This is a genomic window from Acidovorax sp. 69 (genome assembly GCF_002797445.1).
Taxonomy (GTDB): domain Bacteria; phylum Pseudomonadota; class Gammaproteobacteria; order Burkholderiales; family Burkholderiaceae_C; genus Acidovorax.
Genome location: NZ_PGEP01000001.1, coordinates 2,760,465 through 2,775,925 on the forward strand (window position 1 = coordinate 2,760,465; position 15,461 = coordinate 2,775,925).

Genomic DNA, 15,461 nt, shown 5'->3' on the forward strand with positions numbered 1-15,461 from the left:
GTGGAAACACCCAAAATAGCGAAAACTCACGACGACCCCACACCGCTTCTCAGCAGCAACGCAGCCCAACACCATGCAACGCATCCAAGTGATCGACTCCCACACCGGCGGCGAGCCCACCCGGCTTGTCATCGACGGTTTTCCTGACCTGGGCACCGGCACCATGTCCGAACGGCGTGCGCTGCTGGCGGAGCGCCACGATGCCTGGCGGGCCGCCACCGTGCTGGAGCCGCGAGGCAGCGACGTGGTGGTGGGCGCCCTGCTCTGTGCACCGCAAGACCCGGCCAACGCAGCGGGCGTGATCTTCTTCAACAACAGCGGCTACCTGGGCATGTGTGGCCACGGCACCATCGGGCTCATTGCATCACTGGCCTACCTGGGCCGCATCACGCCCGGCGAGCACCGCATTGAAACACCGGTGGGCACCGTGACCACCACACTGCACACCGATGGCTCCGTCAGCGTGCGCAACGTGCCCGCCTACCGGCTGCACCATGCATTGGCCATCGATGTGCCCGGCTACGGGCGCGTGGTGGGCGATGTGGCCTGGGGCGGCAACTGGTTCTTCTTGATCTCTGAACACGGCCAGCGCGTGGCCAGCAACAACCTGGAGGCCTTGATGGACTACAGCTGCGCCGTGCAGCAGGCTCTCAAAGACCAGGGCATTCGCGGCGACAACGGCGGCGAGATCGACCACATTGAGCTGTTCGCCGATGACGACCAAGCGGACAGCCGCAACTACGTGCTGTGCCCCGGCAAGGCGTATGACCGATCGCCCTGCGGCACGGGCACCAGCGCCAAGGTGGCCTGCCTGGCCGCAGACGGCAAGCTGGCACCGGGCGCCGTCTGGCGCCAAGCCAGCATCATTGGCAGCCAGTTCGAGGCCAGTTACACGCTGCAGGACGATGGCAAGGTCATCCCCACCCTGCGCGGCCGCGCCCACATGAGCGCCGAGGCCACACTGCTCATCGAAGACAGCGACCCTTTCGGTTGGGGAATCCGGCTGTGAAGCCCCCCTGTGTCGCTTCGCGCCTTCCCCCCAGGGGGACGACGGCCTTTGCTGCGGGGCGGCCCTTGCTGGCCGTCCGCGCGATGGCCCTGCGCCCGTTTCAGCGATTGCAGGCAATACACAGACTGATGTTTCAGGGCCAACCACCGCAACCCGTCGCGCCTTGTCGTTTCTCCCCATGCAACACACCGATGTCCTTGTGATTGGCGCTGGCATCGTGGGCGCGGCCTGTGCCCATGCGCTGGCGCGGGCCGGGCTGTCGGTGCATGTCATCGATGCGCGCCTCGGCGGGGCCACGGCTGCAGGCATGGGCCACCTGGTGGTGATGGACGACAACCCGGCCGAACTGGCACTGAGCCAGACATCGCTGGACCTCTGGCACGCCTGGGCGCCCCACATGGATGCGGGCTGTGCCTTCACCGCCTGCGGCACGCTGTGGCTGGCCGCCAACGACGCCGAACTGCAGGCCGCATACGACAAGCGCACCACATTGCAAGCGCATGGCATCGCCTGCGAGATGCTCGACGCCGCCGCCCTGGCCCGGGCAGAGCCCGCGCTGCGCCCCGGTATGGCGGGCGCACTCAGGGTGCAGGGCGACAGCGTGGTCTATGCCCCGCGCGCGGCCCAGTGGCTGCTGGACCAGGCCGCAGCGCACGGCCAGGTCGTGTTTGAGCAAGCCCAAGCCACGCACATTGACGGCCATACAGTCACCCTGCGCGATGGCAGCCGGCGCAGCGCAGGCGCCGTCGTGCTTGCCAGCGGCATGCACGCCCCACAACTGTGCCCCGGCCTGCCGCTGCGCCCCAAAAAGGGCCACCTCGTCATCACCGACCGCTACCCCGGCACCGTGCACCACCAGTTGGTGGAACTGGGCTACATCACCAGCGCCCACCACAGCGATGGAACCTCGGTGGCCTTCAATGTGCAGCCCCGGCCCACCGGGCAATTGCTGATCGGCTCGTCGCGCGAATTCGACACCACAGACCCCACCGTCAACAACGCCGTGCTGGCGCGCATGCTGCAACGTGCGCTCGACTACCTGCCGGGCCTGGCCGAGCTCAACGCCATCCGCACCTGGACCGGGTTTCGTGCCGCCACACCCGACAGCCTGCCCCTGATTGGCCCGCACCCCGAACACCCGCACCTGTGGCTGGCCGTGGGCCATGAAGGGCTGGGGGTGACCACGGCCCCTGCTACCGCACAGCTGCTGGCGGCACAGATCACCGGGAGCACTCCGCTGATCGACACCGCACCGTATGCGCCCGCACGTTTTGCTGGCTCGGGCAGGCCATGAACCCATCCCATTCAACCGTTGTACAGATCGTGGTGAACGGCGTGCCTCTGCAGGCGCGCGCGGGCACCAGCGTCGCCGCCGCGCTGGCGCAGCAAGCACCAGGCACCGCTCGCACATCAATCACTGGCGCGCCCAGGGCACCGCTGTGCGGCATGGGTGTGTGCCACGAATGCCGGGTGCGCATCAACGGCCGTACCCGCCTGGCGTGTCAGACGGTCTGCGCCGACGGTATGTTGATCCACACCGATGTCGGCACGGCCCCTGGGAGTGCAACGCCATGACTCAGTCCCCCACAGTGCACGAACACTGCGACATCCTCATCATCGGCGCTGGCCCTGCGGGCATGGCTGCAGCACTGGCCGCAGCGCCCAGCGGTGCGTCAATCACCATCGTGGACGACAACCCCCAGGCGGGAGGCCAGATCTGGCGCGACGGCCCGGCGGTGGCACTGCCCGCCATCGCACAGCACCATCGCTCTGCCCTGGCACAACACGCCAGTGTGCGCCTGCTGAACGCGACTCGGGTAGTGGGCCTGGGAGACCCGCACCCGCAAGACAAAGCCCCCGCCCTGCTACTGGAGGATGCCGAACAGGGCTGGACCCAGCACAGCCACCGCATCGTGCTGTGCACCGGCGCGCGCGAATTGTTGCTGCCCTTCCCCGGTTGGATGCTGCCCGGCGTGACCGGTGCAGGCGGTTTACAGGCGCTCATCAAAGCGGGCCTGGATGTGCGCGGCCAGCGCATCGTCATCGCTGGCACGGGCCCGCTGCTGCTGGCCGCCGCGGCCACCGCCACCCAAGCGGGCGCCACAGTGGTGCGCGTGGCAGAGCAGGCACCATGGAGCGCCCTCGCTGGCTTTGCAGCGCAGCTGGCGCGCTGGCCCGCCAAGGCAATGCAGGCCTTCACCCTGCTGAACCCATCGCTGCGGGCCAGCACCCACGTGCTGGAGGCGCAAGGCACCGACCAGGTGCAGACCGTGCGCCTGCGCACAGGTCAGCACGCAGAAGAAACCATGGCCTGCGACCGCCTGGCCTGCGGTTTTGGCCTGGTGCCCAACACCCAGCTGGGTCAAATGCTGGGCTGCGCACTGGGCGGGCCCCTGAGCGATGGCCTTGGGCTGGCGGTGGATGCCCACATGCGCACCAGCGTGCCCGGGGTGTTTGCTGCGGGTGAAAGCACCGGCTTTGGCGGCAGCGAACGCGCACTGGTTCAGGGTGCCATGGCGGGCCATGCAGCCGCAGGGCAGGTGCAACAGGCGCTGGCCCTCCGCCCGCAACTGGCACGCTGGGAGGGCTTTGCGCAGGCGCTGCAGGCCTCTTTTTCGCTGAACGAAGCACTCAAGACACTGGCACAGCCCGACACCCTGGTGTGCCGCTGCGAGGACGTTCCCTTTGCGCAATTGACAGGGCGCCAGGGCTGGATCGACGCCAAGCTCCACACCCGCTGCGGCATGGGCGCCTGCCAGGGGCGCATTTGCGGCGCCGCGGCACAGCACCTGTTTGGCTGGGCCCCTACCGCGCCCCGCCATCTGCTGGCGCCAGCGCGCATTGGCACGCTGGCCACTTGCACTCCCGTGCCCGAGCCTGCGCCCGCCAAGGCCACTTTGGCCTGACGGGCTGATAGCTGACAAGCGCCCCGCCAACCCCTCGCGCACACGCTTCTTCAGGGCTTACCCGCACCCCGCAGGCATCTATCTTGCTTTTAAATATATTAATTAGATATTAGACAGGCGCGCGCTTCTTCAACGTCCACCGGCAAGCACTTTTCCTCCGCCCCACACCATGTCCACCCTCCACAGTCCCCCTGCCCCACCAGCCCGCGTGCCACACACGCCACGCGCACCCGTTCGCTGGGTGCAAGCACTGTCCACGCAGGTGCTGCGCATCGAACGGCTGGTGCTCACCGCCCTCATGACGCTGCTGGTGGGGCTGATCCTGCTCAACGTGGTGACGCGATACACCGGCGTACCCCTCTACTGGGTGGACGAGGCGGCGGTGTACACCGTGGTCTGGCTGACCTTTGTGGGCGCCTCGGTCATGACGCGGCTGCGCATGGACTTTGCCGTGACCATGCTCACCGACCACCTCGGCGCACGGGGCGCCAAGGTGTTCAAGGGGGTGGCGACATCGGGCGTGCTGCTGTTTGGCCTGGCGATGCTGGCGATGTGCTGGGTGTGGATGGACCCGGTGGGCATTGCGCGTTATGGCTTTGACGCCAAGGAGTTTGCGGCCGAGAGCTTCAACTTTCTCTACACCGAACGCACCCAGACGCTGAACTGGCCGACCTGGGTGCTGCAGCTCATCCTGCCGATCTTCTCCGCCACGTTCAGCGTGCATGCCCTGGCCAACCTGCTCGAAGACATGGGCGCGGCCGAGCGCGTGAAACACGCGGGCTTCGACGTGCTCAACGCCGACGCCGTGAATTGACCACCAAGCACGCCACGCACGCCAATCACCCCACCAACGCCCCACCAGAGCGCCACCATGATCACCACCCTGTTCTTTCTCGCCGCATTGATGGTGGGCGTGCCCATCGGGGTGTGCCTGTGCCTGTCGGGTGCGGTGTACATCCTCAGCATTGGCAGCCCGGTGCTGTTCCAGTCGTTCCCCATGCAGATGTTCGGGGGGTGGACAGCTACGGCCTCATCGCCATCCCCTTGTTCATCCTGATCGGCGAGATCATGAACAGCGGGGGCATCACGCGGCGGCTGGTGGACCTGTCGATGGCCTTCATCGGCTCGGTCAAGGGCGGCCTGGCCTATGTGAACATTTTGGCCAACATGCTGGTGTCGTCCATCATCGGCTCGGCCACCGCGCAAGTGGCGATCATGTCGCAGGTCATGGTGCCCGAGATGGAAAAGCAGGGCTACGACAAGACCTTTGCGGCCGGCCTCACGGTGTATGGCGGCATGTTGGGGCCGATCATCCCGCCCTCGGTGATGTTCGTGGTCTATAGCGTGCTGGCCCAGGTGGCCGTAGGCGACATGCTGATTGCGGGCATCCTGCCCGGCGTACTGCTCACGGCCATGTTCTTTGTCGTGATCGCGCTCATGGGCCTGGTCTACAACTACCCGCGCAGCGAGAAGCGCACGCTGGCCCAGCGCGCACGCACCGTGGTGCAGGCCAGCCCCACGTTGCTGATCCCGATCATCATCGTGGGCTCCATCCTGAGCGGCCTGGCCAACCCCACCGAGTCCGCCGCAGTGGGCGCACTGGTCTCGGCCCTGGTGGGCCGCTACGTGACCAAAGAGTTCCGCTTCAGTGCCATGCCAGCCATCTTGCTGCGCTCGGCCATCTACTCGGCCATCGTGCTGTTTCTGGTGGCGGCAGCCGCCGTGTTCTCGTGGCTGCTGATCTACGGCAAGGTGCCGCAGATGGTGGCAGCCTGGGTGCAGACCGTAGCGCACGACCCAGTCACCTTTTTGCTGCTCACCAACGTCATCCTGCTGGTGATCGGCACGGTGATCGACGGCATCCCCGGTCTCATCATGACGGCACCGATCCTGCTGCCGATCGCCACTGAGGTCTATCACATCGACCCGCGCCATTTTGGCGTGGTGATCGTCGTCAACCTGGTGCTGGGGCTGATGACCCCACCCGTGGGTCTGAGCTTCTTTGTCGCGTCGGCCGTCACCGGAGCCAAGCCCGGAAAGATGTTCATCGTGACCTTGCCATTTTTCATCATCAGCTGCGTGGCGCTGGTGATGTTGTCGCTGTTCCCCAGCCTGTCGCTCGGTTTGCTCAAGTAGCCAGCCGCCCGGCAAATCCCCCGTCCCCTCCCCACGTTTCTTCACACGGAGTTCACCATGACGACCACGCCCGCCGACACCAGTACCCTCACCCGCCGCCATTTCATCCAGCGCCACGCCGTAGCCGCGGCCACCGTCACGGGGCTGGGCTTTCCGGCACTGGTGCGCGCCGCTGACGCCAAAGAGTTTCGACTGGGCCTGATCACGCCCGCCGGCCACTCATGGAACCGCGCCGCACTGCAGTTTGGCGAGGCGCTGAAGAAGGAAACCGACGGCCGCCTGAGCGCCACGGTTTTCCACTCGGGCCAGTTGGGCAACGAGGCGGCCATGATGCAGCAGCTGCAGTCCGGCGCGCTTGACATGGGCTGGATCCAGGCGGCCGAACTGGGCTCACGGGTGGCCAGCATTGCCTCCATCAACGCGCCGTACCTGGTGCGCTCCACACCGGCCGTGGCCAAGCTGGTCAAGCACCCGGCCGCCACCAAACTGCTCGAAGTGCTGCCGCGCGAGACAGGCACCATCGGCCTGGGCTGGGGCATCACCGGCATGCGCGCGGTGTTCTCCACCAAGGACATCAACGTGCCCACCGACATCAAGGGCATGAAGCTGCGCATCAACCCCACGCCCGTTTACCGCGACTTTTATCAAATGCTGGGCGCCGCCCCCACGCCCATCCCCACGCCCCAGGTGTTTGACGCCATGAGCAACGGCCAGGTCGATGGGCTGGAGGCCGACATCGAGTTCTCGTGGAACCAGCGTTTTGACAAGGTGGCCAAGACCCTGCTGCAGATGAACGCCCTGTTCATGCCGTTTGCGCCGCTGGTATCGGGCCGCATCTGGCAAGGGCTGGACGCCAAGGACAAGGACCTGATCCGCAAGCTGGTGGCCCAATCGCTGGATGCGCAGATCAATGACATCGTGACCACCGAAGCCGGCCTGATCGAGAAGTTCAAGGGCACGTCCATCGCCTTCAAGACGGCGTCATCGTTCAACCCCGACGGCATCATTCAGGAGTTCGACAAACTCTGGCTGCCCAAGGCGCCGCAGATTGCCGAGCTGCGCAAGGCGGGCGCAACCCTCTGACAGGAACACGGCAGACCCGCGAAGGCTGCATCAAAGGGCGTTCGCCTAAGATGCGGCCTCCCGCCACGCCCCGCCCTCCACGCCCGATGACACTCCGCAGCCCCTCCCCCCAGCGAGAACCAGCGCCCAAGCGGCGCGCGGCGGACGTGGCCTACGACGCCATCGAGACCATGATCTCCACGCTGCAGCTGCTGCCGGGCAGCCCCGTGGTGGAGGCCGAAATCGCTGACAGCACGGGCCTGGGCCGCACGCCGGTGCGCGAGGCGCTGCTGCGCATGGTGTCCATCGGCCTCATCGTGCAGCAGCCCCGGCGCGGCTTGCTGGTGTCACACATCGACCTGGCAGACCACCTGGATGTCATCCAGACCCGCCGCGTGCTGGAGCGCCTGCTGGCCTCCAACGCCGCACGCCGCGCCACCGCACCGCAGCGCCAGGCCATCGTGCGCTGCGCTGAAAACATGGTGGAGGCTGCAGCGCGCGGCCACCTGGACGACTACATGCTGGCAGACCACGCGCTGGACCTCGTCACCCACCAGGCCAGCCAGAACCACTCGGCCGTGAAGTGCGTGGCGCCGCTCATCGTGCAATGCAGGCGCTTTTGGTACGCCTACCAGCACGAAGGCGAAGTGTCGGAAGGCGCCCGCGCGCACATGCAACTGGCGCAGGGCATCGCCAGCGGTGACGAGGCCCAGGCCATGGCGGGCGCAGAACAATTGATGGAATACCTCGAGCGGTTTGCACGGCGCATCATTGACCGGTAAAGGGGCCACTGCGGCGTGTAAGGTCGTTGCCTTTGGGGTAAATTTGCTATTATTTTTATAGCTACCAGCGCTTTATCTACCTGCACTACCGCCCAAAAACACCCAAAATCCCCCGCCTCGGAGATCGGAGCCTATTCCACCACCTGCTGGCCCAGCACGATGCGCTGCTCCAGAAAATGCCACATGCGCTCGTCCTGGCTGAAAGCCACGTTAAAGCGCAGCCAGCCCGTGGGGCGCGGCTCCACCAGAAACAGCTGACCCGGCCCGAGCATGATGCCCGCACCCGTGGCCTCCTTCGACAGCTCGGCGCTGTCGGGCAGGTCGGGGTGGCGCGCCCACAGGTACATGCCCGCTTCGGGCTCGTGGAACAGCTCGAACCCGAGGTTCAGCAGGCGCCGCCCCACCGAGCGGTGTGCCTCGGCCAGGCGCTCGCGCAGCGACTTGAGGTGCTTGCGCCAGCGGCCATCGGTCACCACGCCAAAGGTGATGCGCTCGGTGATCTCTGACGAGGTCAGACCCGAAATCATCTTGAGCTGCACCAGCTCATCCAGCAGATCGCGCCGCGCCGCCAGAAAGCCGGTGCGCAGGTTGGGCGAAATCGTCTTGGAGAAACTGCCCAGGTAAATCACGCGGTTGAGCTGGTCCAGGCTGGCCAGCGAGGGGCGCACACCCGTGTCCATGTCGGCGTAAATGTCGTTCTCCACCAGCATGAAGCCGTGCTGCTCTGCCAGCTGCAGCAGGCGGTGCAGCTGCGCCACCGACGCCACCGAGCACGTGGGGCTTTGCAGGCGCGGCTGGGTGAAGAACACCGTGGGCCGGTGCTCTGCCAGCAGGGCCTCCAGCGCCACCAGGTCATAGCCCGTGGCCGTGCGCGGAACCCCCACAGGGTGAGCACCTGCAAAACGCAGCATGAACAACAAGTTGGGATAGCCAGGGTCGTCCACCAGCACCACATCGCCCGGCTTCACCAGGCGACGAGCCACCAGATCCAGCGCCTGGCTGGAGCCTTGCGTGAGCAGCACTTGGTCGGCATCCACCGCCAAATGGTGCTCCGCCAACGACTCGGCCACCACCATGCGCAGCGCCATGTGGCCGTGGGGCAGTCCGTAGCCGTCCAGCTCGGGGCCGTCGGACGAAAGCTGGCGCATGCTGCGTTTGACCGCATCGCTAAACAGCCAGTCATGTGGCAGCCAGCCACAGCCCGGTTTCATGGGCAGGTTGCGATTTTCAAAAATTTGTTTGAGGTACCAGCGCGCATCAAAACGGGGCACAGGCCGCTCTGGCGCACCAGCACCGGGCACAGCGCCTTCGTCGCCCCTTCGTTTCACAAAAAAGCCCGCATTGGACCGCGACACCAGCCAACCCTGCGCCACCAGACGGTCGTAAGCCTCGACCACGGTGAATACGCTTACGCCGTGGGCCGCAGCAAAAGCACGGATGGACGGGAGTTTGCTGCCGGGTTTAAGAACCTGTCCGGCAATGAGGCCTCGCAGCCCATCGACGATCTGGCTGACCAGAGGTGTCTGGAGGTCCGGGCTGAGAGTGAGCATCAGGAGGGCAAAAAAGGAGGCGAATTGTGCACCGGGTTGGCGCACACCAGATCAGGGATTGCCTGTACAGGATTCTAGACCTGCACAGTGCGCGCCAAACAGCATGCCGGTGTACATGGACGGACCGTGGCGCGACTTTCAGAATTCGCTCCATTCCTTCTTTTCATCACCCACTCCACCTGCCCACCGCCATGCAGCAAGACCGCCACTTCACCAACGCCGCCCTCATCACCCGCCGCCACGCCGCTGTGGCCCGGGGCGTAGGCCAGGCCCACGACCTCTTCATCCAGAAGGCCCGCAATGCCGAACTGTGGGACGTGGAAGGTCGCCGCTTCATCGACTTTGCCGGCGGCATCGCCGTGCTCAATACCGGCCACCTGCACGCCGGTGTGATCGCCGCCGTGAAGGCGCAGCTGGAGCTGTACACCCACACCTGCTTTCAGGTGGTGGCGTATGAACCCTATGTGGAAGTGTGCGAACGCCTGAACACGCTGGCCCCGGGTGCGTTTGCCAAAAAGAGCCTGCTGCTGACCACCGGTGCCGAGGCGGTGGAGAACGCCATCAAGATCGCCCGCGCTTACACCAAGCGCGCCGGCGTCATCGCATTCACTGGCGGCTACCACGGCCGCACCAATCTCACGCTGGGCCTGACGGGCAAGGTCGCTCCCTACAAGACGGGCTTTGGCCCCTTCCCTGGAGAGGTGTTCCACGCACTCTTCCCCAACGCGCTGCACGGCGTGAGCGTGGAGCAGGCGCTGCACTCGGTCGAGCTGATCTTCAAGAACGACATCGAGCCGGAGCGCGTGGCGGCCTTCATCGTCGAGCCTGTGCAGGGAGAAGGTGGCTTCTACGTCGCCCCACCCGAATTCATCACCGGCCTGAAGGCCCTGGCCGACCGTTACGGCATTCTGCTCATTGCCGACGAGGTGCAGACCGGCGCGGGCCGCACCGGCACCTGGTTTGCCTGCGAGCAATGGCCGGTGGCGCCCGACCTCATCACCACCGCCAAATCGCTGGCGGGCGGATTTCCGCTGTCGGGCGTGGTGGGCCGTGCCGACGTGATCGACGCCCCAGCCGCTGGTGGCCTGGGCGGCACCTATGCCGGCAGCCCCGTCGCCTGTGCTGCAGCACTGGCCGTGATCGACGCCTTTGAAAAAGAAAACCTGCTGGCCCGCAGCCAGGACATGGGCGCCCTGCTGGTCAGTGCCCTGAAGGCAATGGCCGCCAAAGTACCTGCCATCGGCGACGTGCGCGGCCTGGGCGCCATGGTGGCCATTGAGCTGTTCGAAAACGGCGACGTGCACCGCCCCGATGCCGCACTGACCAAAAAGGTCGTCACCGAGGCCGCCAAGCGCGGGCTCATCCTCCTGTCGTGCGGCACCTACGGCAACGTCATCCGCATCCTGGTGCCGCTGACAGCCTCTGACGAACTTCTGGCGGAGGGCCTGGCCATCCTGGCCGACAGCTTTGCTGCGGTAGGCTGATATGCGCCCCGAACTCCCCTCTGCCTACAAGGCCACCCCCGCCATGACCCTGGCCACCGAACCCTTGGTCCGCTTCAGCGGCGTGCAAAAGACGTACGACGGCGAACAACTGGTCGTGCGCGCGCTGGACCTGGACATCCAGCGCGGTGAGTTCCTGAGCCTGCTGGGGCCTTCAGGCTCGGGCAAGACGACCACGCTGATGATGCTGGCGGGGTTTGAATCCCCTACCGCGGGCGACATTCTGCTCGATGGCAAACAGATCACGCGCACCCCACCGCACAAGCGCAACTTCGGCATGGTGTTCCAGAACTACGCGCTGTTCCCCCACCTCACCGTGGGCGAGAACGTGGCCTACCCGCTCACCGTGCGCAAGGTGCCCAAAGGCGAGCAGGCTGAGCGCGTGAAGAAGGCCCTGGACATGGTGCGCCTCACCGGCATGGCAGACCGCCTGCCCACACGGCTGTCGGGTGGCCAGCAGCAGCGCGTGGCCCTGGCCCGCGCCTTGGTGTTCAACCCCCAGCTGGTGCTGATGGACGAACCCTTGGGCGCCCTGGACAAGCAATTGCGCGAGCACATGCAGATCGAGCTGAAAGAACTGCACCGCCAGCTGGGCGTGACCTTTGTCTACGTGACGCACGACCAGGGCGAGGCGCTGACCATGAGCGACCGCGTGGCGGTATTCAACGAGGGCATCATTCAGCAGCTGGCCGACGTAGAAAGCCTCTACGAAACCCCCAGCAACCGGTTTGTAGCCGGGTTTGTGGGCGACAGTACCGTGCTGACCGGCACCTTGCAAGGTGCCGGCGCAGACGCAGCCATTCAGCTGCCCGGCGGCTACCTGCTACCAGGCGTGAACGTGAACGCCGCAGCCCGGGGAGCCCCTGTGCAGGCCTGCGTACGCCCCGAGCGCATCGTGCTGCACTCGCCCGCGCAATACCCCAAGACCTCGGCGGTGCCCGCCACTGTGGCCCGCGTCATTTACTACGGTGACCACCTGCGCCTGATGTGCGACCTGGGCCATGGCCAGGAGCAAGCCAGTGTGAAGCTCGCCCTGGCGCCTTCGGGCACCGGTCCCCAGCTCGAACCAGGCAATGCCGTGCTGCTGGAGTTTCCACCCGCTGCCACCCGCATCTACGCGGTCTGAGCCCTTGGCTTCACCGGTTCGCATCATTTCGCCGTTGCCGTCCTCTTCTTCTCTTTCCATCTTTTTGTCCGCTTTCCCGTCCGCGCTTTCGTTACCCCAACCCTAGGAAAACCTGCACCATGAAAAAGAGCCTTATCGCCTGCGCATCCCTGGCTGCCTGCCTGGCCCTGCCCAGCTTTGCACAGCAACAACTCACCGTTGTGAACTTTGGCGGCGCCAACGCCAATGCGCAGAAAAAGGCGTTCTACGAGCCCTACGAGAAGCTGGGCAACAAGATCGTGGCCGTGGAGTACAACGGTGAGCAGGCCAAGGTCAAGGCCATGGTAGAGACGAAAAAAGTGACCTGGGACGTGGTGGAAGTCGAATCCCCCGACGCGGCCCGTGGCTGCGACGAAGGCCTGTACGAAAAGCTGGACTACAGCAAGATCATCCCCAAGGCCGACCTGCTGCCCGCTGCGGTGAACGAGTGCGCCGTCGGCATCTTCGTATGGTCCACCGTCATGGCCTACAACGGCGACAAACTCAAGACGCCCCCCACCAGCTGGGCTGATTTCTGGGACACGAAGAAGATCCCCGGCAAGCGCGGCATGCGCAAGGGCGCCCGCTATAACCTCGAATTTGCCCTGCTCGCTGACGGCGTAAAGCCCGCTGACGTTTACAAGGTGCTCGTCACCAAGGAAGGCGCTGACCGTGCCTTCAAGAAGCTGACCGAACTCAAGCCGAATATCCAATGGTGGGAAGCCGGTGCGCAAGCGCCCCAGTTCCTGGTGGCCGGTGATGTGACGCTGACCACCGTGTTCAACGGCCGCATCGACGCCGCCAACCGCGAAGGCCGCAACCTCAAGATCTACTGGCCCGGTGGCATCTATGACCTGGACTCCTGGGCCATCCCCAAGGGCTCGCCCAACAAGGATGCGGCTGTGAAGTTCATCGCCTTCACGATGCAGGCGCAAAACCAGGCTGCCTACGCACAAAACATTGCGTACGGCCCTGCCAACACGAAGGCCCTGGCGTCGCTGGACAAAAAGGTGCTGGACGACCTGCCCACCTCGGCCGCCAATGCGAAAGAGGCACTGCAGTTCAGCGTGGGCTTCTGGGCTGACCAGGGCGAGGCACTCGAAAAGCGCTTTGCTGCCTGGGCAACACAGTAATTTTGTGAACCGTTGAGAGCAAAACACCATGCAAGCCACCCTGGTCGCCCCTGACGCCAGCGCCACGCAAGACAGCGCACCTGGCGCACTGCGCAAGGCCCTCTCTCTCGCCGAATCCCGGCGCAAATGGCGGGCCTTTGCGTTGACCTTGCCCTTGCTGGTGTTTTTGCTGCTCACCCTGCTGGTGCCCATCGTGGCACTGCTGCAGCGCGCTGTAGAAAACCCCGAAGTGGCCAACGCCCTGCCGGCCACGATACGCGCGCTGGACGGCTGGGACCGCAAGGACGCCCCAGCTGCCAGTGCCTACGCTGCCCTGGTGCAAGACCTGGGCCGCTTGCCCGACAACTCGGACGCCGGTGCCCTGGCCCGCAGGCTCAACACCGAAGTGCCCGGCGCGCGTTCGCTCATCATGGGCGCCTACCGCGCCCTGCCCATCGAAGGAACGCCAGAGGCGATCCGCGCGCAGCTTCTGGAGAAAGACGCCCGTTGGGCCGAGGCCCCGCTGTGGCAAACCATTGCCAAAAACGGCGCCCGCTGGACCCCCGACTACCTGCTGGCATCCGTCGACCTGCAGCGTGATGCACAGGGCCACGTGGAGCGCATGCCCGAGGAGCAGCGTGCGTTTGGCGGCATCTTGCTGCGCACCTTTCACATCAGCCTGGTCGTCACGCTGGTATGCCTGCTGCTGGCCTACCCGCTGGCCTGGTGGCTGGCGACGCTGCCCGCACGCACGGCCAATGTGCTGATGATTCTGGTCTTGGTCCCGTTCTGGACATCCATCCTGGTGCGGGTGGCTGCCTGGATCGTGCTGCTGCAATCCGAGGGCCTGGTCAACCGGGGCCTGATGGGCCTGGGTGTTATCAGCGAGCCGCTGGCGCTGCTGTTCAATCGCACAGGCGTGGTGATCGCCATGGTCCACATCCTGCTGCCGTTCATGATCCTGCCGCTGTACAGCGTGATGAAAAGCGTGCCACCCACTTACCTGCGCGCCGCCGTGTCACTGGGTAGCTCGCCGCTGGCCGCGTTCTTTCGGGTGTATGTGCCGCAAACCTACCCTGGCATTGGTGCAGGCGCGCTGCTGGTATTCATCCTGTCAATCGGCTACTACGTGACGCCCGCGCTGCTGGGCGGGGCCGATGACCAGATGCTCAGCTACTACATCGCCCGCTACACCAATGTGGAAGTGAACTGGGGCATGGCCTGCGCACTGGGCGCACTGCTGCTCACCGCCACGCTGGTCTTGTACGGCGTTTACCGCCGCATTGGCAAAGCCGAATTGAGTCTGGGCTGATCACTCCCTCCAAAGCTGAAAGTCGCTCACCATGTTTCGCCTGCCCCAATTCCCCCTGTACGCCACCTTGGCCGACAAGCTCGGCTGGTGGGCCGTGCGCGCGCTTTGCGTGTCCGTGCTGGTGTTCCTGCTGGCCCCCATCCTGGTGATGGTGCCGCTGTCGTTCTCCGAGAGTTCTTTCCTGGCCTATCCCATCCATGGCTGGTCGCTCAAGTGGTACCAGCACCTGTTTGAGTCGCCTGAATGGGCACGCGCCACACGCAACAGCTTCATCGTGGCACCTGCGGCCACTTTCATTGCCACCGTGCTGGGCACGCTGGCAGCAGTGGGGCTGTCGCGGGCAGACTTCCGCTTCAAGGGCCTGCTAATGGGCATCTTGATTGCGCCCATGGTGGTGCCCATCATCGTGGTGGGCGTGGCCACCTACCTGTACTTTGCACCGCTGGGGCTGGCCGACAGCTACTTCGGACTCATCATCGTGCACGCCGCGCTGGGTGCACCGTTTGTGCTGACCACGGTGCTGGCTACCCTGGCAGGCTTCAACCACAACCTGGTGCGCGCCTCGCTCAGCCTGGGCGAGACACCCTTCCACACCTTCTTTCGCATCACCCTGCCGGTGATTGCGCCAGGCGTGATCTCGGGGGCGCTGTTTGCGTTTGCCACCTCGTTCGATGAAGTGGTTGTCACCCTGTTTCTGGCCGGCGCCGATCAGTCCACGCTGCCACGACAGATGTTCAACGGCATTCGCGAGAACATTTCCCCCACCATAGCGGCGGTGGCCACGCTGCTCATTCTGTTCACCACCAGCCTGCTGCTGGCGTTGGAATGGTTGCGCGGCCGCCGTGCCTGACGGAGCCGCAGCAGGTGCCACCTTGGCGACCGGCACTGCGGCACCACCCGTGCTAGCCTTTGGCTAGATGCCTGCCCATCGGCAAGCCCCTCTCTT

At 65.2% G+C, this 15,461-nt stretch carries 13 protein-coding genes and 1 pseudogene; 13 read left to right on the forward strand and 1 reads right to left on the reverse strand.

Features of this window, described 5'->3' with window-relative positions; genetic code table 11:
• The first annotated feature begins 73 nt into the window (after positions 1-73).
• The 8 genes and pseudogenes from CLU85_RS12635 (at position 74) to CLU85_RS12670 (ending at position 7,895) form a co-directional block, all read left to right on the forward strand.
• Positions 74-1,009 (forward strand): 4-hydroxyproline epimerase, encoded by a 936-nt coding sequence (locus CLU85_RS12635; protein ID WP_100410565.1) that lies wholly within the window; start codon positions 74-76, stop codon positions 1,007-1,009.
• A 178-nt stretch (positions 1,010-1,187) separates the two neighbouring features.
• Positions 1,188-2,303, forward strand: a complete 1,116-nt coding sequence (locus tag CLU85_RS12640; protein WP_100410566.1) for an FAD-binding oxidoreductase — start codon at positions 1,188-1,190, stop codon at positions 2,301-2,303.
• A complete protein-coding gene (locus tag CLU85_RS12645; protein ID WP_100410567.1) occupies positions 2,300-2,584 on the forward strand; it encodes a (2Fe-2S)-binding protein in 285 nt (94 codons plus the stop codon). The genes CLU85_RS12640 and CLU85_RS12645 overlap by 4 nt, the downstream gene beginning before the upstream one ends.
• Positions 2,581-3,915 (forward strand): FAD/NAD(P)-binding oxidoreductase, encoded by a 1,335-nt coding sequence (locus tag CLU85_RS12650; RefSeq protein ID WP_100410568.1) that lies wholly within the window; start codon positions 2,581-2,583, stop codon positions 3,913-3,915. Before CLU85_RS12645 ends, CLU85_RS12650 begins: the two co-directional genes overlap by 4 nt.
• A gap of 169 nt (positions 3,916-4,084) precedes the next feature.
• On the forward strand, positions 4,085-4,729 hold the full coding sequence (locus tag CLU85_RS12655) for a TRAP transporter small permease (protein WP_232727812.1): 645 nt from the start codon (positions 4,085-4,087) through the stop codon (positions 4,727-4,729).
• A gap of 57 nt (positions 4,730-4,786) precedes the next feature.
• Positions 4,787-6,051: pseudogene (locus tag CLU85_RS12660) on the forward strand (TRAP transporter large permease).
• 57 nt (positions 6,052-6,108) lie between these two features.
• Positions 6,109-7,134, forward strand: a complete 1,026-nt coding sequence (locus CLU85_RS12665) for a TRAP transporter substrate-binding protein (RefSeq protein WP_100410569.1) — start codon at positions 6,109-6,111, stop codon at positions 7,132-7,134.
• 86 nt (positions 7,135-7,220) lie between these two features.
• On the forward strand, positions 7,221-7,895 hold the full coding sequence (locus CLU85_RS12670) for a GntR family transcriptional regulator (RefSeq protein WP_100410570.1): 675 nt from the start codon (positions 7,221-7,223) through the stop codon (positions 7,893-7,895).
• 131 nt (positions 7,896-8,026) lie between these two features.
• Here the strand turns inward: CLU85_RS12670 and CLU85_RS12675 are convergent, their stop codons facing one another.
• Positions 8,027-9,445: a PLP-dependent aminotransferase family protein gene (locus CLU85_RS12675; protein ID WP_100412526.1), complete on the reverse strand. Its 1,419-nt coding sequence runs from the start codon at positions 9,443-9,445 to the stop codon at positions 8,027-8,029.
• A 191-nt stretch (positions 9,446-9,636) separates the two neighbouring features.
• Between CLU85_RS12675 and gabT the strand changes: the two genes are divergently transcribed.
• The 5 genes from gabT (at position 9,637) to CLU85_RS12700 (ending at position 15,365) form a co-directional block, all read left to right on the forward strand.
• Positions 9,637-10,929, forward strand: coding sequence for a 4-aminobutyrate--2-oxoglutarate transaminase (gabT, locus tag CLU85_RS12680; protein ID WP_100410571.1), 1,293 nt, complete (start codon positions 9,637-9,639; stop codon positions 10,927-10,929).
• A gap of 43 nt (positions 10,930-10,972) precedes the next feature.
• On the forward strand, positions 10,973-12,073 hold the full coding sequence (locus CLU85_RS12685) for an ABC transporter ATP-binding protein (protein ID WP_100412527.1): 1,101 nt from the start codon (positions 10,973-10,975) through the stop codon (positions 12,071-12,073).
• 119 nt (positions 12,074-12,192) lie between these two features.
• Entirely contained in the window at positions 12,193-13,224 is a 1,032-nt protein-coding gene (locus CLU85_RS12690) for an ABC transporter substrate-binding protein (protein WP_100410572.1), read from the forward strand.
• A 28-nt stretch (positions 13,225-13,252) separates the two neighbouring features.
• Positions 13,253-14,515 (forward strand): ABC transporter permease, encoded by a 1,263-nt coding sequence (locus CLU85_RS12695; RefSeq protein WP_100410573.1) that lies wholly within the window; start codon positions 13,253-13,255, stop codon positions 14,513-14,515.
• A gap of 31 nt (positions 14,516-14,546) precedes the next feature.
• Complete coding sequence (locus tag CLU85_RS12700) at positions 14,547-15,365, forward strand: ABC transporter permease (RefSeq protein WP_100410574.1); 819 nt, start codon at positions 14,547-14,549, stop codon at positions 15,363-15,365.
• Positions 15,366-15,461: the final 96 nt, after the last annotated feature.